Origin of the sequence: Arthrobacter sp. SLBN-112 (genome assembly GCF_030944625.1) — a bacterium.
GTDB lineage: Bacteria > Actinomycetota > Actinomycetes > Actinomycetales > Micrococcaceae > Arthrobacter.
Window position 1 is genome coordinate 3,618,598 of record NZ_JAUSXY010000001.1, and the last position, 17,940, is coordinate 3,636,537.

The following is a 17,940-nucleotide window of genomic DNA, read 5'->3' on the forward strand; positions in this document are numbered from 1 at the left end:
ATGCCTGCGCGGGCATGTGAGACGATCGGGTCATGACGTCCCGCACCCCGGCCACCCGGTCCCGAAAGACCCCCGGGCGGGCCCAACCGGGCCGTCTCCGCGGCATCGATGCTGCCCGCGGCCTCGCGCTGCTGGGCATGATGGCCACGCACCTGCTGCCAACTTTTGAATCGAACGCCAACCTCACCCCTACCTGGATCGGCCTCACGTTTTCCGGACGGGCCGCCGCCCTCTTCGCGGTGCTGGCGGGTGTGGGACTTGCCCTGTCCACCGGGAAGCACCAGCCTTTTGCCGGCCCCGAACTCGCCAAGGCCCGGCGTGGCGTGGCGCTGCGCGCCTTGGTGATTGCCGCCGTCGGACTTACCCTGGGTGGCCTGGAAGTGAACGTGGCCGTCATCCTGGTCCATTACGCAGTGCTGTTCGTGTGCGTGCTGCCGTTCCTGGGCCTCGGTGTTAAGCGCCTGTGCGCCTGGGCGGCGGCGTGGATCCTGGCGTCCCCGGTGCTGGCATACCTGCTCCGCCCTTGGCTCCTTGCCGCGGAGCCGCCGCTGAGGCTGGGCCACAACCCGCGGTGGGAGGATCTGGGCACGCCGGCCCGGCTGCTGGGCGACGTCTTCCTGACCGGCTACTACCCGGTGGTGCAGTGGCTGTCCTACCTGCTGGTGGGGCTGGCCATCGGCCGCCTGGTCCTTACCAAAGCAGTGGTTCCTGCCCTGCTGCTGGTGGGTGGAACGGTGGCGGCCGTCGCCGCCAAGACCATCGGGGTTGCTGCGATGGCGGACTGGGGCGGCCTGGCTGCCCTGGAGAAAGTGCTCAACTCCCCCGGGTACCCGCTGGGCAGCGTGTTGCAGGTAAACCTTGCGGGCCTCCCCCAGGAGGGCTCGTGCTGGTGGCTGGCGTCGGCGGCGCCCCACTCGGGAACCCCCCTTGACCTGCTGCACACCTCGGCTGTGGCAGCAGCAGTTATCGGCGCATGCCTCCTGTTGGAGCGGCTCGCCGAATGGGTGGACCTGGACCTGCTGCTGCCGCTGCGCGGAGCGGGAGCGATGACGCTGACCCTGTATACGGTCCACGTCTGGGTGCTCTCGAACTTCTACCTGAAGCCCCTGCCGGCAGGCTGGACGGAGGACGGAATGTACTTCGCCCACGCCGCAGCTGCCATCGCCGTTGGCGTCGTGTTTGCGCGGCTGGCTTGGCGCGGTCCGCTGGAATGGCTGGGCCACGCCGCGGCCCAGCTGGGCCGCGGCGTGCTCCCGTGGCCTGCTACTGGGGGGTCACGGTGAAGCTGGACGCCTGGTCACCATAGTCATCGTTGACCACCACCTTGACCGGGCCCTTCTTGACGTCGAAGGCGATGACCCCCTGGCGTGAATCGCCGGCGCCGACTTCTTCGGTCTGCAGGCCCCCCACTTCCTGGTCCAGGTAGACCAGCTCCCCCTCCTTGCCGTCCGCGTCATAGACGCTGAAGTTCGATGGGGTGGCAAAGCTGGTACCAGTCACCGTCTCCCAGGAAACCTGTACCGCAAGGAAGCCGCCGTTCTTCGGCTCCAGGTAGGACATGCCGGGAATCTCGGCGGTGTAGATGGAATCCAGCACACCCACCCTGACGGTGTTGCCCTCGGACATGGTGACCACGAGGGAGTTCGCGCCAGGGGACGTTCCCGTGGACGTGCCTGATGACGGCGCCGGCGCGGCCTGGGAGGCTGACGGGAGTGGCGCCTGGGCCGGGACGTTGAAGCCGTCAACTGCAGCAGCAACCATCGCGATGGAGGCGATGGTCAGCACGATCCCCGTAATGACGCCGACAAGCCAGACGACGACGGTGATGATCCAGGCCTTCTTCCTGTTCTCCGGGTAGCCCGCCAGCGGACGGCCATGGATGTCCCTGGTGTTCCCGGTCAATGTCATGACCAGGTCCACGATGGCCCAGATACCCAGGCCGCCGGCTGTCAGCAACTTGGCCACCCCGGAACCGATCTTGCCAAGGTAGAAGCGGTCCGCGCCGAAGGTGCCCAGGAGCAGGGACAGGATCCAGGTGGTCACGAAGGACTTGGGCGGGCCGTCGGAGTACGGGACATGGGGGTAGGCACCCGGTTGGTAGTCGCCCTGAGGGCCTGTTGGGTACGGTCCTCCAAACGGGGACGGCGCCGGCGGGACCGGGGGCGCTGACGGTCCACTGTGGGGCGGTTGGGGGTACTGCGGCTGGCTCATTGATCGTCCTTCGTGCGGGATGGGTGCGGGCAAGCGGGGTTCAAGGGACGACCGTGGCGGAGAACCCGCCAACCCCATCTCCGCCCCCCAAGCCGGAAATTATTGCCAAATGAACATACCGCGGGCGGCATGGAACTGCGATGGGCAGAAATGCCCATCGCAGGAAATCAGCGGCGTGCGCCGGCCGCTGGAACAGCCGACGCTAGGACGCCGCGGTGAAGAGCCTTACGGCGTCGCGCATGGAGGCCCTGGCCCGCTTGCGGTCCCCGGCGGCGTCGTAAGCGCAGCTCAACCGGAACCAGGAACGCCAGTCCTCGGGAGCGGACTCGGCTTCGGCACGGTATTTTTCGAACTCGGCATCTGCCGCTGCCCGGACGATCCTGCCGCCGGGCGTGCGAGGCAGTTCATCCACCGGCAGGCCGCCTTCGGCTTCCAGGACCTTGGCCATCTGCTCGGTGCGGGCACCGAACATGAGCTCGCGGATCAGCGCCCATGCACCCACGACGGGCAGCACCAGGTAGGCGGCACCGATGGCCTTCGCCGTCAGGTTGCTGTCCGCCAGAAGCAGGAGGGACCGCTGGAAGGACACCACCAGGTAGAAGACCAGCAGCAGCGTCACCGCTCCGACCCAGATCTTGGTGCGGTTTTTCCGGAAGCCGGCAACAAGCCCGTTCATGGTCAGAGCCCCAGGTCCAGGTAACCGTCCAGACCAACGGTCAGGCCGGGATGCGCTGCGACCTTCCGGATACCCAGGAGGACTCCGGGCATGAACGAGGCCCGGTCGAAGGAGTCGTGGCGGATGGTCAGCTGCTCGCCGGGACCACCCAGCAGGACCTCCTGATGCGCCACCAGGCCGCGGAGCCGGACGCTGTGGACCCGCACGCCCTCCACCTCACAGCCGCGGGCGCCGGCACGTTCGCTGGTGGTGGCATCCGGGCTGGGCGGCACCTGCGCCGCGTTGCGCGAGTCTGCGATGAGCTGCGCGGTCCGGACAGCGGTGCCGGACGGGGCGTCCACCTTGTCCGGGTGGTGCAGCTCGATGATTTCCACGGACTCGAAATACTGGGCGGCCTTCGCCGCGAAAGCTGAGGCCAGCACGGACCCCAGGGCAAAGTTCGGGGCGATGAGCACGCCGGTGTCCGGGTGCCCGGCCAGAAGGGATTCGAGCGCGGACAGGCGGCCGGCGTCCCAGCCGGTGGTTCCCACTACAGCGTGCATGCCGTGCTCGACGGCGAAGCGGACGTTCTCTTCAGTGCTTTCGGGAACTGTGAGGTCCACCACGTACTGGGCGCCGGAGGAGGTCAACTGCTCCAGCGAGTCACCCCGCCCCAGGGCTGCGATGAGCTTCATGTCAGGCGCGGCGTCAATGGCCTTTACGGCCTCGGCGCCCATGCGTCCATTGGCGCCCAGGACGGCTACCAGTTTGGGAGCGGAGTGTTGTTCGGTCATGCCATCAAGCCTACCGGCGGGACCGGTTGCTGCAGGAACCGGTCCTGTGCGGTACCTCGCAGCCGAGCGCGGCCTCGGCTCGCCTGCGCAGTCCCCTGGCTCACGGACGCCGCGGGCATCAGCCGTCCGCGCCGACCCATTCGACGGTGCCGTCGGAAAAGAACTGTTCCTTCCAGATAGGAACCTGTTCCTTGATCCGGTCCACGAGTTCGGAGCAGACGGCGAAGGCCTGCCCGCGGTGTGCCGCGGATACCGCGCACACCAGGGCGGGATCGCCGATTTCCAGCATGCCGATCCGGTGCGCCGCCCAGATCCGGACAGGCTGCCGGACGGCGTCGCCGCCCGTGTCCGCCGAAGCGTCCTGTTCGGCAACCAGGCGGGCAACGACGTCGGCCATCACCTGGTGTGCCGTGGGGTGCGCACTGTAGCTGAGCCGCTCGACTGACTTGCCGGCGTCATGGTTGCGCACCACGCCGCTGAAACTGACCACGGCGCCTGCGGTGTCGCTTTCCACCGCGGCAATCGCCTGGTCAACGGAAATGGGGTCCGCGCTGAGGACCGCCCGGACCACCTCGAATGCCGCGTCAGTGCCCATGTCCGCCTTCCAGCTGGTCGCAGAGATGCCCGATCACCGGGTCCAGGACGGTGAGCCCGTCCATGACACCCTTCGGTGAACCGGGCAGGTTCACAATAAAGGTTTCACCGGCGGCGCCTGCGTGGCCCCTGCTCAGGGCGGCCAGCGGGGTCTTGGCCGCGCCGGCCCGCCTGATGGCCTCCATGATGCCCGGGATTTCCCGGTCCAGCAGGGGCAGGGTGACGTCCGGTGTCCGGTCGTCCGGGCTCAGGCCGGTCCCGCCGCTGGTGATGACGACGGCGGGGTGCTGGGTCAGGAGTGCCCTGATGGCGGCACCGACGGGCTCGCCGTCCGGGACCACCATGGCCGGGAACACGTCGAAGCCGTGCTCGGTGAGCCAGTCGGTGATCACCGGGCCTGCCTCGTCGTCGTAGATCCCGGCGGCGGCGCGGGTGGAGGCGATCACCACCCCGGCCTTCCGTCCCTGCACGTCGCCGTGCCGGTGTGGCTCGGGTGCTCCGAGCGTGTTGGCGGTGGTCACAGCGCCCAGTCTCCGCTCTTGCCGCCGCTTTTGGCCAGCACCTTGATGTCCGTCAGGACAGCGTGCTTGTCCACGGCCTTGATCATGTCGTACACGCTCAGGGCAGCAACGGATGCGGCCGTCAGTGCTTCCATTTCCACTCCGGTGACGCCCCGGGTCTTCACGGTGGAACTGATGGTGACAGCATCAGGTCCAAGGTCAAAATCAACCGTGACCTTGGACAGGGGCAACGGATGGCAGAGCGGGATGAGGTCGGGGGTCTTCTTGGCGGCCATGATGCCGGCCACGCGGGCAACGGCCAGGGCGTCTCCCTTGGGGAGTCCGCCGGTGCCCAGGAGTTCCATCACCCCGGTGGTGGTCCGGACCGTGGCGGTGGCCGTGGCTTCCCGGGTGGTCTCGGCTTTGGCGGAGACGTCCACCATCTGGGCGCTGCCGTCCTGGCGCAGGTGCGTCAGTGCGGGGGTCTGTTCTGCGTTCACAGCATCCATACTTCCACCTCGTCGCCGGCGGCGAGCTCCGTTACGCCGGCCGGAACGTGGACCAGGACGTTCGAGCCCGCGAGCGCATGCATCAGGTGGGAGCTCTCGCCGCCCTCCAGCCGGACGGTGCCCCCCGGTTGCAGGCTGCCGCGCCGGACCTGGTGCTTGGGCCCGGGGGACGTGAGCGCGTGGGCCAGGCGTGCCCGCAGCGGCAGCCTGGCCGCCGGTGCGCCCAGGAGTCCGGACAGGGCCGGGCGGAGGAACATCTCGAAGGACACCAGGCAGCTGACCGGATTGCCGGGGAACCCAAGGAAGGGGACGTCGTCGAACGTTCCCAGGCCCTGGGGGCCGCCGGGCTGCATGGCCACGTGCAGGAAATCGACGGGCTGTCCGGCCATGGCCTGCCGCACCACTTCGTAAGCGCCTTTGCTGACCCCGCCGGTGGTGACGATGAGGTCGGCACCCGGACCCTGGGCGCGCAGCAGCGTCCGCAGTTCATCCGGATTGTCGGTGGAAATACCGGCCCGCCGGACGGTGAGGCCTGCCTGCTTCATGGCGGCTTCGAGGAGGGTCCCGTTGGAATCGTAGATCTTGCCGGGCGGGAGCGGCCGGCCGGGTTCCACCACTTCGTCCCCGGTGGTGACCAGCAGGACAGTGGGGGCCTGGTAAACCGGCACCTCCGCCATGCCCAGCGCGGCGAGCAGCCCCAGTTGCGCCGGTCCCAGGCAGGTCCCGGCGGCCAAGGCCCGCTCCCCTGCGGCGATGTCGCTGCCGGCGTACCGCACGTACGTTCCGGGCCCGGTGGCGGGCAGGGTCACGGTGCCGCCCTGGCCGGGTTCCAGGAAGTGGTCCGGCACGGCCCGTTCGATGGGGACGACGGCGTCAGCCCCCGCCGGGATCACCGCACCTGTCATGATGGGCGCCGCGGTACCCGGCTCGAGCGCCGGCGGGGTGGATCCGGCGGGTACCGGGGTCACGACTCCCAGGTCGGCGCCGTCGCCCGGAATGTCACTGGAACGGACGGCGTAACCGTCCATTTGGGAATTGGCGAACGGAGGAAGGCTGACCGGTGCGGCCACGTCCGCCGCCAGCCCCCGGCCCAGTGCTTGGCCGAGTGGCAGCATTTCGGTGCGTCCTGCCGTGCGGAGCCCCTGGAGGAGTGCTGCGACGGCGGCGGCATGGTCAGCGACGGAGCGTGCGGGTTCCCGTCCGTGCCGGGCGTGGATGTCCGGAGGGTGGCCGTGCGGGGGGTGGCTGGTCATGGGTACGCCTTCGGTCGCGGACTTCAGGATTTCACGTCCACTCTAACCGTGTGGAATCCGGTGGCCCCGTCCGGCGCCGGTGGCCGCTCGGTTTCCTCCTGGGGTCGGCCCGTGAGGTCGGTGGCGCGGACCTGGACCTCATACTGCCCGGGGGTGAGGTCCGCGGCCAGTTTCCACTGGTACCAGGTGTCCGCGGACAGGCCCGTTGCGAGGTCGGCTTCCCGCCAGGGTCCCCGGTTGAACCTCAGTTCCACCTTTTGGATTCCGGTGTGCTGGGCCCAGGCGACGCCCGCGAAGACCACGGACCCTGCGCTGACCGGGTGTCCGCTGCGGGGCACATCGATGCGGGAGGACGTCTTGATGGGCCCGCGCGCGGACCAGCCCCGCGGGGTCCAGTACCCGGCGTCCTGCGCAAATGTGGTGACCTTCAGTTCGGTGACCCATTTGGTGGCGGACACGTAGCCGTAGAGGCCCGGGACGATCATCCGGACGGGAAAGCCATGCTCCAGCGGCAGCGGCTCTCCGTTCATGCCGACAGCCAGCAGCGCGTCCCTGGTGTCGGTGAGGACCTCCAGGGGTGTCCCGGCCGTCCAACCGTCGGAGCTCCTGGAGAGCACCATGTCCGCTCCGGGGTGGGGCCCGGCCTGTGCGAGCAATTCGCGGACCGGCCAGCCCAGCCAGCGGGCGTTCCCGATCAGGTCGCCGCCCACGCCGTTGGAGACGCAGGCGATGGTGATGTGGCGTTCGGTCAGCGGTTTTGCCAGGAGGTCCGCGTAGGAGAGCTGGACCTCCCGGTCAACCATGCCGGTGACTTTGAGGACCCAGTTGTCCGGGTTGACCGCCGGGACGGACAGCGCGGTGTCGATCCGATAGAACTCGCGGTTTGGCGTGACCAGGGGCGTCATTCCCGCCACGCCGAGGTCCGCGGCGGCCGGAACCGGCGGCGCGGGTGACGCCGGGACGGGCAAGGCGATGCGTGCCCTGGCGTCGCTGACGGCGCTTGTCGCCCCGCGCCAGGCGCCGGCCAGCACGCCGAACACGGCAGACACCGCCGCGGTGCCGGCAAGGGCCTGGAGGAAGCTTCGCCGGGAGCCGCCGGACGCAGCCGTTCCAGGGCCGCCTGCGTCCCACTCCTGCAGCTTGCCGGCGAGGAAGCGCAGGAGGACCACCGCCACCACCGCAGCAACAACCGGCAACGCCAGGGCTACAGGGGTCATTTGGGCCCGTGTGAGGATGGCGGCGGCTCCGACGGCCCCGAAGATGCCCACCATGGCCGCACCCCTGAAGCGGCGGCGGAACTCCAGCACCCCTGCCACTGCGGCCAGGATGGCAATGACCAGCGCCATGCCCGCCAGGAGCGCAGCTTTGTCTGCCGTACCGAAGACGGAGACCGCCCAGTCCTTGACACCCGGCGGGACGGCGTCGATGACGGCACCGCCAACAGCCGTCAGTGGCGAGAGGGAAGGACTGAGAAACCCTGCGAGCAACTCCCCCACGGCCACGCCGCCGCCAACGGCAGCTACCCCTGCGGCGGCCGCCCACCTGCCCTTGGCGCGCGGGGCTGCCTCTTGCGGGACGGGACGTTCCTGCCGCTCCCCAAGGCGCGCGGCGTCGTCGTCCGCGGCCTTCTGGTTCCGGGAACTCTTCACACCTCCAGCATAGATTTGCCACCGCCCGCCGGCACCGGGCCGGACGACTTGTCTGGACCTTTAGTTGCGCCTGGGCCCGTCACGGGTGTGATGCGCGGCTCAACGTGGCGTAGCCTGAATTCATGAGTGTCCAGCTAGGCATGCCGCAGCCGCGGGAGGAAGCAGCATCGGCGCTGCCGGGCGTCCCCGCACCCCGCCCCGCGGACGCACCGGCCGGGCTGGTGGACCGGTATGGCCGCCGCGCCACGGACATGAGGCTGTCCCTGACGGACAAGTGCAACCTCCGCTGCACGTACTGCATGCCGGCGGAGGGCCTTGAATGGCTCGCCAAGCAGGCCGTCATGTCGGCCGCGGAAATCGTCCGGATCGTCCGCGTGGGCGTTGAACAGCTGGGTGTCCGGGAACTGCGGCTGACGGGCGGCGAGCCCCTTGTCCGGCACGACCTCGTTGAGATCATCTCGGCGCTGCGGACCAACCATCCGGACCTGCCGATCTCGATGACCACCAACGGCGTAGGCCTCGCCAAGAAGGCGGCGGCGCTCAAGGCAGCCGGGCTGACCCGCATCAACGTCTCGCTGGATTCCCTGCACGAGGAAACCTTCGCCAAACTGACCCGGCGGCCGTTCCTGGGCCAGGTCCTGGCCGGAGTGGACGCCGCCTGGGACGCAGGCCTGGGCCCGGTGAAACTGAACGCTGTCCTCATGCGCGGCATCAACGATCTGGAGTCGCCGCAGCTGCTGGCCTGGGCCCTGGAGCGGGGGTACGAACTGCGGTTTATCGAGCAGATGCCGCTCGACGCCGACCATGGCTGGACCCGCCGCAACATGATTACCGCAGCCGAGATCCGCCAGCTGCTCTCCAGGGATTTTGTCCTCAGTCCGGATTCACGGTCCCGTGACGGTGCCCCGGCCGAGCGCTTTGACGTACGACGACGGGCGGCCGGTTCGCTGGAGGCGGACGGTCCGGTACTGGGAACAGTGGGGATCATCGCCTCCGTCACGGAGCCGTTCTGCGCGGATTGCAGGCGCACCCGGATCACTGCTGAGGGCAAAATCATGAGCTGCCTGTTCTCGCGCGAGGAGTTCGATTTGCTCGGGTTGCTGCGTTCGGGCGCGACTGACGATGAACTGGCGCAGCGGTGGCAGGATGCCATGTGGCTCAAGCCAAAGGCCCACGGCATGGACCACGTGGGACTGGACGCTCCGGACTTCGTCCAGCCGGACCGCAGCATGAGCGCCATCGGGGGCTGACAGAATGCTTGTACGTTACTTCGCTGCCGCACGCGCTGCGTCCGGGTTTGAGGAAGAGAAGTTTGACCTGCCCGCAGGCTCCACCATTGCGGACCTGCTGGAGGCGGTGCTGGCGGTGCCCCGTGCCGAACCCCCTGCAGGGACCCCGCCGCTTCCGCGGCTCCTGTCCCGCAGCAGCTTCCTGCTCAACGAGGTGGCCGTGCGGGACCATGCCACCGTTCTCGGCCCCGATGACGTGATTGACGTGCTGCCGCCGTTCGCCGGCGGGTAGGGCCGGGCCTCCACTTTCGGCCGGCAGCGGCCAGCCCTTACGTTGCCGCCAAGCCAGCGGCCCTTGGTGCCTTTGTTGCTGCGCTGGATGCCCGGCTACCTAAAATGTCAGTGCCTGGTTGGATGATGTTTTTATGGGAATTGGTACGGATTTGGCGGTGGTGATGGAGGGTGTTCGCGCCTCTGTTGCTGCGCTGGATGTGCTGGTTCGGGAGGATGCTGCCCTTGAGGGTGCGGCGCTGGAGGGTGCCGCGCTTCACCCTGCCGGGGCTGGTACTGGGGCTGGTGCTGGGCCCGGCGCTGGTGCTGGTGTTGGTGTTGGTTTTGAAGCCGGTACTGGTGTTGATGTGTTGGCGCGGCGGTATGAGCTGTGCCTGGAACGCTTGGATGTTGTGGCCCGGTTGGAGGCGCAGCTCGCGGCGGTGAAGGCACAGGACGCCGTGGAGTGCGTCGGGTTGCAGCAGGCCATAACCCCTCCCGAGGCCCCGGTGGGCGAGCGCACTTATGCGGAGATGTCGGCGGTGGAGGAGATCGCCGGGGTCCTGACCATCAGTTCCGGGGCCGCGGGGGCCTTGGTGGGGCAGGCACGGCGGGTGTGTTCGCTGCCGCCGCTGATGGACTCTCTGGCCGCAGGTGCAGTGTCTTGGCAGCACGCGAAGGTCATTATTGATGAGACTGAGGGCCTTACCCCCGCGGGTGCTGCCGGGTTGGTGGCGCACTTCTTCGACCCCGAAGCGCCCAACCCCGCCAGAGGCGCCGCGCCCGGTGAACTCGTGCCCTCCCGGTTCCGGGCCAAGGTCCGCGCCTGGCGGGAACGCCGCCACCCCGAAACCCTGGAGAAACGCCACGCCAAGGGGGTGGCGGACCGGCGGATGGACTACACCCCGGACCGCGACGGCATGGGCTGGATCTCGCTCCACCTGCCCGGGGACACCGCGTGCGCCATCTGGAACCGCAGCACCGCCACCGCCCGCGGCCTCCAAGGCCCCACGGAAGAGCGGACCCTCACCCAGCTCCGCGCCGACGTCGCCGCATCCCTCCTCCTCGGCGCCGGGATCAGCACTGCGGCTGCTGCGAGCACCAACCACACCGACCACCCCAACCCGGCCCTCGGGTCCGGCACCACCTCCACCGGTGGCACCGAACACGCCAGCGCAGCTGCAACTGGGGCCGGCCGCGACACGGATCCGGTGCATGCCACCGGTATGGCCAGCACCGAAGGTACTGGGACCGAGGGTGCCGGGACCGCTGGGGGCATTGGCAAGGTTCCCGTTCCTCGGGCGGATGTCCTGGTCATGGTGCCGGTGTTTTCGCTGCTTGGCCTCACCGATGAACCCGCCGTGCTGGACGGGTTTGGGCCGATCCCGGCGTCAATGGCACGCAGGCTGGTCGCGGACGGGGCGGAATCGTTCTACCGGGTCCTGGTCGACCCGAGGGACGGGGCGCCCATGGAAATCGGCCGGACCCGTTACCGGCTGCCGGAGACCATCAAGAAATGGATCCGGATGCGCGACTGTAAATGCACCTTCCCCGGCTGCAACAACCGCACCGCGGACAACGACACCGACCACCTCACCGCCTGGGAAAACGGCGGCCAAACGGATGTCCGGAACCTGGGCCAGCTCTGCCCCAAGCACCACCGGCTCAAACACGCCCGCCCCTGGATACCAACCCCCGCAACAACCAACCAGCCACCCGGCTGGACCTCACCCACCGGCCGCCACTACAAACCCGAACACCCAGACCCCGAACCAACCCACTGGCCACCAACAACCCTGCCGGTGAAAGTTGACGCGCAGCGTGCTGAGATGGGCGCCCCGCCGAGCCCCACAACTTCACCGGAGGTGACGGCCACGCCGAACACTTCAGCACTGCCGGACCCGGAATGGCAGCTGGAGGAACTGCAGTTCCAGCAACTCATCGCCGGGATGCCCGCATGGCCGGACCCGCCACCCGAGGAACCACAAGGCAACCACCTCCTGGATCCGGATGAGCTCCCGGTGACGGATCCCCTGTGGGACGACTTCCGCGCTGCACCGTTCCTCGCGCCGCTGGACGCAGCGAAGGACTGGGACCTCCTTCCGTCATAGGCGATTTAGAGGGAGGTGGACAATCCTGGCCCTTCTTCTCAAGCAGGCGTTTGCAAGTCGTCGGGCCCGAGGGGCTATGCCCTAAATCCCGTTCCCAAGAGCCATGGCCAGGAGTGAAGGACGGCTGTGGACTCCACAGGTCTGGAAGACGTGCTTGAACTGATCCTGAACGGTGTACTGACTCACTCCCTGGGCCTCAGCCATGGTTCCCGTATCCGCCCCCGTTGAAGCCAAACGCAACAGCTCACCTTGCCGGGGTGTCAGGCCAAAGGCCCGGGCGAACATATCCAGCCGGGACGAAGCGGAACAGCCCTGGATCGTCACCGCCAGCGGCGGACCTGCCGAATCAGGCGCTCCTGACGCCATTCGGGTGGCCCGCAGGGTGGCCCAACGCCCCGCACCAATGTTCACCCTGCCCTCCGCTTCGTGGCTATCCACGCCCGCCTCCCTGGCAAGAAGCTGGGCTGCAACATTCAACACCTCAGCAGGAACGTGATGGTGCGGGGACGGTCCTGGCTGCAACAACCGCAGCCAGTCGTCGACCGACGCAGTCTGTCCTGCTATGCGCAGGTCGTCGTCCAACGTCAGGACTGCCTGCGCCGGCAACGGATGCTCGCCGTTACGGACGGAGCCGTTGCCGAAAGAAGCAGTCCCTGGCGCCGCGTTCGCCCGGAACTCCCCGGCCACGGCCCTCCGCAGGCCTGCAGCTACTACTTCTGCAAGCGCAGCCAGATAGGAAGCCTCCTGGTCGCTGAATGCGCGGGAGTCACCCGTCCGCCACAGATCGAGCCAAGCCCAGCACCCGTACTTGTCGGAAAAGACCGTGGAAAGTACGTCCCGAACGCCATAGCGTTGCATCACACCGTTCCACACCGGGCTGCGGGCCAACTCCCCTTCTGTTGCCTGCAGCAGGGTTACGGCCGGAGAAGGCGCGCCCATCAGCACCGTCCATCGCGCAGGCCTGGAGAGGTACTTGAGGCGGACGAGCCGCGGCAGCTCCTGCGGGCAGGGAATCCTGGCCTGCGGGGCCATTGCCACCGTAGAACGGGGATCACAGAGAGGCCAAACATAAGCATCAAAGGGCACCGTCCGGGCCACCTCTGCCAGCACCGCCCTGCGGAGGGCCTGGTGGTCCAGTCGGGAGTCGACAACAAGATGCCGAATACGCTCTTGGCTCCGACTCTCAGCCCGGCCCCTGGTCATGTCCCCAGTATGCTCCCGTCTGCTTCGCAGCCGGCACACCGTTGCCCACCCAGATTTCTGGGATACCGCCTGCCCACCGGACCATCTAGCTTTGGCAACATATCCAGCCACCACACGCAGCCGCGAGTGGCGGGGAGAGTAAGGAGAGACAGGAATGTACACCCTGCAAATCGAACACAGCATTACCGATTTCAGCACTTGGAGGTCGGCCTTTGACCGCGACCCGGTAGACAGAATCGCGTCCGGGGTACTGGCGCACAGAATAGGCCGCCCGGTCGGCGACCCCCACTACATCGTGGTTGAGTTGGACTTTGCCGATTTGGACAAGGCGGAGCAATTGCTGGCCAACCTGCGGGAACATGTCTGGCAGTCCCCCGCCAACGCCCCGGCTCTTGCCGGAGCACCAACGACCCGCATCATCGAAGCGACGTCCTGAACGCTCAATCAGTCGCGGCGAAAGACCGAGCGCATGAACGGCTTGTAGGCAGAACCTCTTCCGTCCGTTCTTGCTTCCGGCGCGTCGCCGGCGTCGTCTTTGGCCAGGGATTTGAGTTCTGTGACGTGAGTCAGGACGTCGCCGTCCACGCGGATGGAGTGGCGTGTCCAGCCTCCGGCGCCGCGGCGTTCAACACGGAGGACGGGATCGTGCCAGGTACAGCGTGCCGCGGTACCCGGCGGAACCCCGGAACTGTCGATGTAGTACCAGAGCACGTCGTTATGGACGGGGTCGACGGTGAAGATGCCGTGGCCTTCGAAATGGCTGCCGTCGGGTTCGACGTGCCGGTAGCTCTGGACCACCCCCTGGCCCCCGGCCACTTGGCTGTACGTCACTTCGGCATCCAAGCTGCGCTCCGGGCCCCAGGGACCGGCAGCCACAAGCGTGCTGCCGCGCCAGTGGCCCAACAGCGCGGACAACGCCGCATGTCCGCGTTGGAGTCCCGGACCCTGCACCATCGCGCCGCCTCCTGCCCAACGACAAGCTGCTCATGGCCACCTGCCATTGGCATCCTGTAACTCAGGATGGACCTTGCCGCACCATGACGCCAGTGCCGCTTCCCAGCCAGCTGCTTACAGCCCGAACGTCTCGTCTTCGTCGAACGGGCCCACAACGGTGACGGTGCGCGGCGCTGCGGCGAGTTCGGCGGCCAATTCCTGGACCTGCACTGCGGTGACGGCTTTGATTTGGCGCAGGGTTTCGTCGATGTCCTGGTATTCGCCGGAGACCAGTTCGGCACGGCCCAACCGGGACATCCGGGACCCGGTGTCCTCCAGTGCCAGGACTATCCCGCCCCCGAGCTGCCCTACGGCCTTGCGGAGTTCGTCCTCCGAAATGCCGTGCTCTGCGAGTTTGTCCAGCTCCACGGCCAGCAGTTCCAGCACCTGCCGGACCTTCGATGGCGTACAGCCCGCATACATCCCGAAGTAGCCGGCGTCGGCGTAGGACGATGCGAAGGAGTAAGTGGAATAGACCAGGCCGCGCTTCTCGCGGATCTCCTGGAACAGCCGGGAGGACATGCCGCCGCCCAAGACTGCGTTCAGGACACTCATCACGTAGCGGCGTTCATCCGTGGCAACGATGGTGGGGCACCCCATGATGATGTTGGCCTGTTCCACCGCGCGCTTGACCACATGCAGGCCTGCCGTTCCGGTGATCAGGGCGCGGTCCGTGGGACGCCGGCTGACCGGGGCCGCATCCGGTTCAAGCGACCAACCGGCAGACTCAAGGGCGTCCACCACAAGTCCGCAGACAACCGCGTGGTCCAGGCCGCCCGCGGCCGTGATCACCAGTTCCTCGGGCTTGTAGTACCTGCGGTAGTGGTCCCACACCGAGTCGCGGGCCACGGCCTTGATCGCCGCGGGGGTACCGCCGATCGGCCGGCCCAGCGGGTGGCTGCCCAGCACAGCGGCAACAAAGTGTTCGTGCGCAACATCGGTGGGGTCATCGCTGTCCATGGCGATTTCCTCGAGGATGACGTCGCGTTCCTGCTCCATCTCATCCGGGTCCAGGACTGCGCCGGTGATCATGTCCGCGATGACGTCGATCGCCATGGGCAGGTCCGAATCCAGGACACGGGCAAAGTAGCAGGTGCTTTCCTTGGCGGTGGCTGCGTTCGATTCGCCGCCCACCTCGTCGAACGCCGAAGCGATCTCCAGGGCGGTGCGCCGCCTGGTGCCCTTGAACAGCAGGTGCTCAAGGAAGTGCGTGGACCCGTGCTGGCCGGGCGCCTCGTCACGGGACCCGACGCCCACCCAGAACCCGATCGTGGCCGACCGCTGGCCCGGCATCGCTTCGGTCAGTACCCGCACTCCCCCCGGCAGCACGGAACGGCGGACCTCGGACCCGCCGTCGGAGCCATGGACCAGGGTGTCGCCGGCGTGGTTCTGCTCAAGCGGCAGGGGTACAACAGTCATTGAAGCCTTTCAGGACGGGCAGCCGGATCTGGCTGCCATCGTAACAGCGGCGGGACCGGTGGATCATCCACCGGTCCCGCCGCTTCATGCTTGTGCCCAGCGAGGGCTGTTAGACGTCAGCGCCTTCAGCGGGCTCCGAAGCGTGGGCGCGCTCGGTGTCGGCCGGAGCCTCTTCCTCGGCGACCACCGGGGCGAGCGACAGCTTGCCGCGGTCATCGATCTTGGTGATTTCCACCTGGACCTTCTGGCCCACGGAGACGACATCTTCCACATTGTCAACGCGCTTGCCGTTGGCCAGCTTGCGGAGCTCGGAGATGTGCAGGAGGCCGTCCTTGCCCGGGGTCAGCGATACGAAGGCACCGAAGGTGGTGGTCTTGACGACCGTACCCAGGTAGCGCTCGCCGATTTCCGGGACCTGCGGGTTGGCGATGGCGTTGATGGCGGAGCGTGCTGCGTCTGCAGACGGACCGTTGGTGGCGCCAATGTAGACGGTGCCGTCGTCCTCGATGGAGATGTCGGCGCCGGTGTCTTCCTGGATCTGGTTGATCATCTTGCCCTTGGGGCCGATGACCTCGCCGATCTTGTCCACGGGAATCTTGACGGCGATGACGCGCGGTGCGAACTCTGAGAGCTCGTCCGGGGTGTCAATGGCCGAGTTGATGACCTCGAGGATGTGCAGGCGTGCTTCACGGGCCTGCTTCAGCGCTGCCGCCAGCACCGAGGCGGGGATGCCGTCGAGCTTGGTGTCCAGCTGGATCGCCGTGACGAACTCGGAAGTACCGGCAACCTTGAAGTCCATGTCACCAAAGGCGTCTTCGGCACCGAGGATGTCAGTGAGGGCTGCGTAGCGGGTCTGGCCGTCCACCTGGTCGGAGACCAGGCCCATGGCGATACCGGCAACTGCCGCCTTCAGCGGCACACCGGCGTTCAGCAGGGACAGGGTTGAGGCGCAAACGGAACCCATCGACGTCGAACCGTTGGAGCTGAGAGCCTCAGACACCTGGCGGATGGCGTACGGGAACTCCTCGCGGGACGGCAGTACCGGAACAATGGCGCGCTCTGCAAGGGCACCGTGGCCGATTTCGCGGCGCTTGGGCGAACCAACACGGCCGGTCTCGCCTGTGGAGTACGGCGGGAAGTTGTAGTTGTGCATGTAGCGCTTGCGCGTCACCGGCGACAGCGAATCGATCTGCTGCTCCATCTTGAGCATGTTCAGCGTGGTGACACCCATGATCTGGGTCTCGCCGCGCTCGAAGATGGCGGAACCGTGAACGCGGGGCAGGACCTCGACCTCGGCGGTGAGCTGGCGGATGTCCGTCAGGCCGCGGCCGTCGATGCGGATCTGGTCCTTGAGGATGCGCTGGCGGACCACGTGCTTGGTGACGGAGCGGAACGCAGCGGACAGTTCCTTTTCGCGGCCTTCGAACTGGCCGGACAGGCCAGCGATGACCTCGTCCTTGAGTGCGTCGGAAGCGTTGTCGCGTTCCTGCTTGTCGGCGATCTGGAAGACGGCTGCAAGCTTGTCTGCTGCAGCGGATTCGACGGCGGCGTACGCGTCATCTTCGTAGTCCAGGAAGACCGGGAACTCGACGGTGGGCTTCGCAGCGCGGGCGGCGAGATCGGCCTGCGCATCGCAGAGAGCCTTGATGAACGGCTTGGCGGCCTCGAGGCCCTCGGCTACAACCTCTTCGGTGGGGGCGGTGGCGCCCTGTTCCTTGATGAGGTTCCAGGAGTTGTCGGTGGCTTCGGCTTCAACCATCATGATGGCGACGTCGTCACCGGCAACGCGGCCGGCGACCACCATGTTGAAGACCGAGTTCTCCAGCTGGGAGTGCTTGGGGAACGCGACCCACTGGGAGCCGTTTTCGTCGTTCACCAGGGCAACGCGGACGCCGCCGATGGGGCCGGAGAACGGGAGGCCGGACAGCTGGGTGGACATCGAAGAGGCGTTGATGGCCACGACGTCGTAAAGCTCGTCGGGGTTGATGGCCAGGACGGTCACCACGATCTGGACCTCGTTGCGCAGGCCCTTGATGAAGGCGGGGCGCAGCGGGCGGTCCATCAGGCGGCAAGCCAGGATGGCTTCGGTGGACGGGCGGCCTTCGCGGCGGAAGAACGAGCCCGGGATGCGGCCGGCAGCGTACATGCGCTCTTCGACATCGACCGTGAGCGGGAAGAAGTCGAAGCCTTCGCGCGGGTGCTTGCCGGCGGTGGTGGCGGACAGCAGCGCGGTGTCATCGTCGATGTACACCATGGCTGCGCCGGCGGCCTGCTTGGCGAGGCGGCCGGTTTCGAAGCGGATTACACGCTTGCCGAAGCGGCCATTGTCAATGACTGCCTCTGAGAACTGGATTTCGGGACCCTCCAAGAGAGTCACCTCCGTTTCTGTTTCACGGAGATCCAGCCGCATCAACCCAGCCCAGCATCTGTCTACTGGCCCTTGCACCCGGTCATCGATCGAGACCCACGGGCCGCCGGCTTCAGTCAACGAAGCCGTTCCCGGGGATCACTACCGAGGACCGCGAATGCGTGATGCGGTTGATCCTCCTG

At 67.4% G+C, this 17,940-nt stretch carries 17 protein-coding genes; 5 read left to right on the top strand and 12 right to left on the bottom strand.

Annotated features, from left to right (window positions below; translation table 11 throughout):
• Positions 1 to 32: 32 nt before the first annotated feature.
• Positions 33 to 1,283: a heparan-alpha-glucosaminide N-acetyltransferase domain-containing protein gene (locus QF050_RS16840; RefSeq protein WP_308931438.1), complete on the top strand. Its 1,251-nt coding sequence runs from the start codon at positions 33 to 35 to the stop codon at positions 1,281 to 1,283.
• Here QF050_RS16840 and QF050_RS16845 read toward each other — a convergent pair.
• The 8 genes from QF050_RS16845 to QF050_RS16880 form a co-directional block, all read right to left on the bottom strand.
• Entirely contained in the window at positions 1,264 to 2,211 is a 948-nt protein-coding gene (locus QF050_RS16845; RefSeq protein ID WP_308931439.1) for a TM2 domain-containing protein, read from the bottom strand. The two genes, QF050_RS16840 and QF050_RS16845, sit on opposite strands and share 20 nt — an antisense overlap.
• 202 nt (positions 2,212 to 2,413) lie before the next feature.
• Complete coding sequence (locus QF050_RS16850; protein ID WP_308931440.1) at positions 2,414 to 2,887, bottom strand: hypothetical protein; 474 nt, start codon at positions 2,885 to 2,887, stop codon at positions 2,414 to 2,416.
• A 2-nt stretch (positions 2,888 to 2,889) separates the two neighbouring features.
• A complete protein-coding gene (gene dapB / locus QF050_RS16855; protein ID WP_308931441.1) occupies positions 2,890 to 3,660 on the bottom strand; it encodes a 4-hydroxy-tetrahydrodipicolinate reductase in 771 nt (256 codons plus the stop codon).
• A 118-nt stretch (positions 3,661 to 3,778) separates the two neighbouring features.
• On the bottom strand, positions 3,779 to 4,255 hold the full coding sequence (locus QF050_RS16860) for a molybdenum cofactor biosynthesis protein MoaE (protein WP_308931442.1): 477 nt from the start codon (positions 4,253 to 4,255) through the stop codon (positions 3,779 to 3,781).
• Positions 4,245 to 4,775, bottom strand: a complete 531-nt coding sequence (locus QF050_RS16865; RefSeq protein WP_308931443.1) for a MogA/MoaB family molybdenum cofactor biosynthesis protein — start codon at positions 4,773 to 4,775, stop codon at positions 4,245 to 4,247. The genes QF050_RS16860 and QF050_RS16865 overlap by 11 nt, the downstream gene beginning before the upstream one ends.
• Entirely contained in the window at positions 4,772 to 5,263 is a 492-nt protein-coding gene (gene moaC, locus QF050_RS16870; protein ID WP_308931444.1) for a cyclic pyranopterin monophosphate synthase MoaC, read from the bottom strand. Before moaC ends, QF050_RS16865 begins: the two co-directional genes overlap by 4 nt.
• Positions 5,251 to 6,516, bottom strand: coding sequence for a gephyrin-like molybdotransferase Glp (gene glp, locus QF050_RS16875; protein ID WP_308931445.1), 1,266 nt, complete (start codon positions 6,514 to 6,516; stop codon positions 5,251 to 5,253). The genes moaC and glp overlap by 13 nt, the downstream gene beginning before the upstream one ends.
• A 23-nt stretch (positions 6,517 to 6,539) precedes the next feature.
• Complete coding sequence (locus QF050_RS16880) at positions 6,540 to 8,018, bottom strand: molybdopterin-dependent oxidoreductase (RefSeq protein WP_308932201.1); 1,479 nt, start codon at positions 8,016 to 8,018, stop codon at positions 6,540 to 6,542.
• Between the two features lie 269 nt (positions 8,019 to 8,287).
• On the opposite strand from QF050_RS16880, the gene moaA reads away from it, so the two are divergent.
• The 3 genes from moaA (at position 8,288) to QF050_RS16895 (ending at position 11,775) form a co-directional block, all read left to right on the top strand.
• Positions 8,288 to 9,415 (top strand): GTP 3',8-cyclase MoaA, encoded by a 1,128-nt coding sequence (gene moaA, locus QF050_RS16885; protein ID WP_308931446.1) that lies wholly within the window; start codon positions 8,288 to 8,290, stop codon positions 9,413 to 9,415.
• 4 nt (positions 9,416 to 9,419) lie between these two features.
• Positions 9,420 to 9,686, top strand: coding sequence for a MoaD/ThiS family protein (locus QF050_RS16890; protein ID WP_308931447.1), 267 nt, complete (start codon positions 9,420 to 9,422; stop codon positions 9,684 to 9,686).
• A 133-nt stretch (positions 9,687 to 9,819) separates the two neighbouring features.
• The gene (locus tag QF050_RS16895; RefSeq protein ID WP_308931448.1) at positions 9,820 to 11,775 is read left to right on the top strand and encodes a DUF222 domain-containing protein; all 1,956 of its coding nucleotides are present in this window, start codon (positions 9,820 to 9,822) and stop codon (positions 11,773 to 11,775) included.
• 81 nt (positions 11,776 to 11,856) lie between these two features.
• Here QF050_RS16895 and QF050_RS16900 read toward each other — a convergent pair whose 3' ends face one another.
• Positions 11,857 to 12,714 (bottom strand): LuxR family transcriptional regulator, encoded by an 858-nt coding sequence (locus QF050_RS16900; protein WP_308931449.1) that lies wholly within the window; start codon positions 12,712 to 12,714, stop codon positions 11,857 to 11,859.
• 418 nt (positions 12,715 to 13,132) lie between these two features.
• Here QF050_RS16900 and QF050_RS16905 point away from each other — a divergent pair, with 418 nt between their 5' ends.
• Positions 13,133 to 13,414 carry a hypothetical protein gene (locus tag QF050_RS16905; RefSeq protein WP_308931450.1) on the top strand — a complete coding sequence of 94 codons (282 nt, stop codon included), beginning with the start codon at positions 13,133 to 13,135 and terminating at the stop codon, positions 13,412 to 13,414.
• A gap of 8 nt (positions 13,415 to 13,422) precedes the next feature.
• On the opposite strand, the gene QF050_RS16910 is transcribed toward QF050_RS16905, so the two are convergent.
• The 3 genes from QF050_RS16910 to QF050_RS16920 all read right to left on the bottom strand — a co-directional run bounded on the left by QF050_RS16910 (position 13,423) and on the right by QF050_RS16920 (position 17,758).
• A complete protein-coding gene (locus QF050_RS16910; RefSeq protein WP_308931451.1) occupies positions 13,423 to 13,932 on the bottom strand; it encodes a DUF1579 family protein in 510 nt (169 codons plus the stop codon).
• Between the two features lie 114 nt (positions 13,933 to 14,046).
• Complete coding sequence (locus tag QF050_RS16915; protein ID WP_308931452.1) at positions 14,047 to 15,390, bottom strand: pitrilysin family protein; 1,344 nt, start codon at positions 15,388 to 15,390, stop codon at positions 14,047 to 14,049.
• Positions 15,391 to 15,499: 109 nt separating this feature from the next.
• Positions 15,500 to 17,758 carry a polyribonucleotide nucleotidyltransferase gene (locus tag QF050_RS16920; RefSeq protein WP_308932202.1) on the bottom strand — a complete coding sequence of 753 codons (2,259 nt, stop codon included), beginning with the start codon at positions 17,756 to 17,758 and terminating at the stop codon, positions 15,500 to 15,502.
• Positions 17,759 to 17,940: the final 182 nt, after the last annotated feature.

Coding starts and splice junctions, on each gene's coding strand:
- QF050_RS16850 (WP_308931440.1), bottom strand. CDS start 2,887: ATGAACGGGCTTGTTGCCGGCTTCCGGAAAAACCGCACCAAGATCTGG.
- QF050_RS16910 (WP_308931451.1), bottom strand. CDS start 13,932: ATGGTGCAGGGTCCGGGACTCCAACGCGGACATGCGGCGTTGTCCGCG.
- QF050_RS16845 (WP_308931439.1), bottom strand. CDS start 2,211: ATGAGCCAGCCGCAGTACCCCCAACCGCCCCACAGTGGACCGTCAGCG.
- moaC (WP_308931444.1), bottom strand. CDS start 5,263: ATGGATGCTGTGAACGCAGAACAGACCCCCGCACTGACGCACCTGCGC.
- QF050_RS16860 (WP_308931442.1), bottom strand. CDS start 4,255: ATGGGCACTGACGCGGCATTCGAGGTGGTCCGGGCGGTCCTCAGCGCG.
- QF050_RS16900 (WP_308931449.1), bottom strand. CDS start 12,714: ATGGGCGCGCCTTCTCCGGCCGTAACCCTGCTGCAGGCAACAGAAGGG.
- QF050_RS16905 (WP_308931450.1), top strand. CDS start 13,133: ATGTACACCCTGCAAATCGAACACAGCATTACCGATTTCAGCACTTGG.
- QF050_RS16890 (WP_308931447.1), top strand. CDS start 9,420: ATGCTTGTACGTTACTTCGCTGCCGCACGCGCTGCGTCCGGGTTTGAG.
- dapB (WP_308931441.1), bottom strand. CDS start 3,660: ATGACCGAACAACACTCCGCTCCCAAACTGGTAGCCGTCCTGGGCGCC.
- QF050_RS16915 (WP_308931452.1), bottom strand. CDS start 15,390: ATGACTGTTGTACCCCTGCCGCTTGAGCAGAACCACGCCGGCGACACC.
- glp (WP_308931445.1), bottom strand. CDS start 6,516: ATGACCAGCCACCCCCCGCACGGCCACCCTCCGGACATCCACGCCCGG.
- QF050_RS16840 (WP_308931438.1), top strand. CDS start 33: ATGACGTCCCGCACCCCGGCCACCCGGTCCCGAAAGACCCCCGGGCGG.
- QF050_RS16895 (WP_308931448.1), top strand. CDS start 9,820: ATGGGAATTGGTACGGATTTGGCGGTGGTGATGGAGGGTGTTCGCGCC.
- moaA (WP_308931446.1), top strand. CDS start 8,288: ATGAGTGTCCAGCTAGGCATGCCGCAGCCGCGGGAGGAAGCAGCATCG.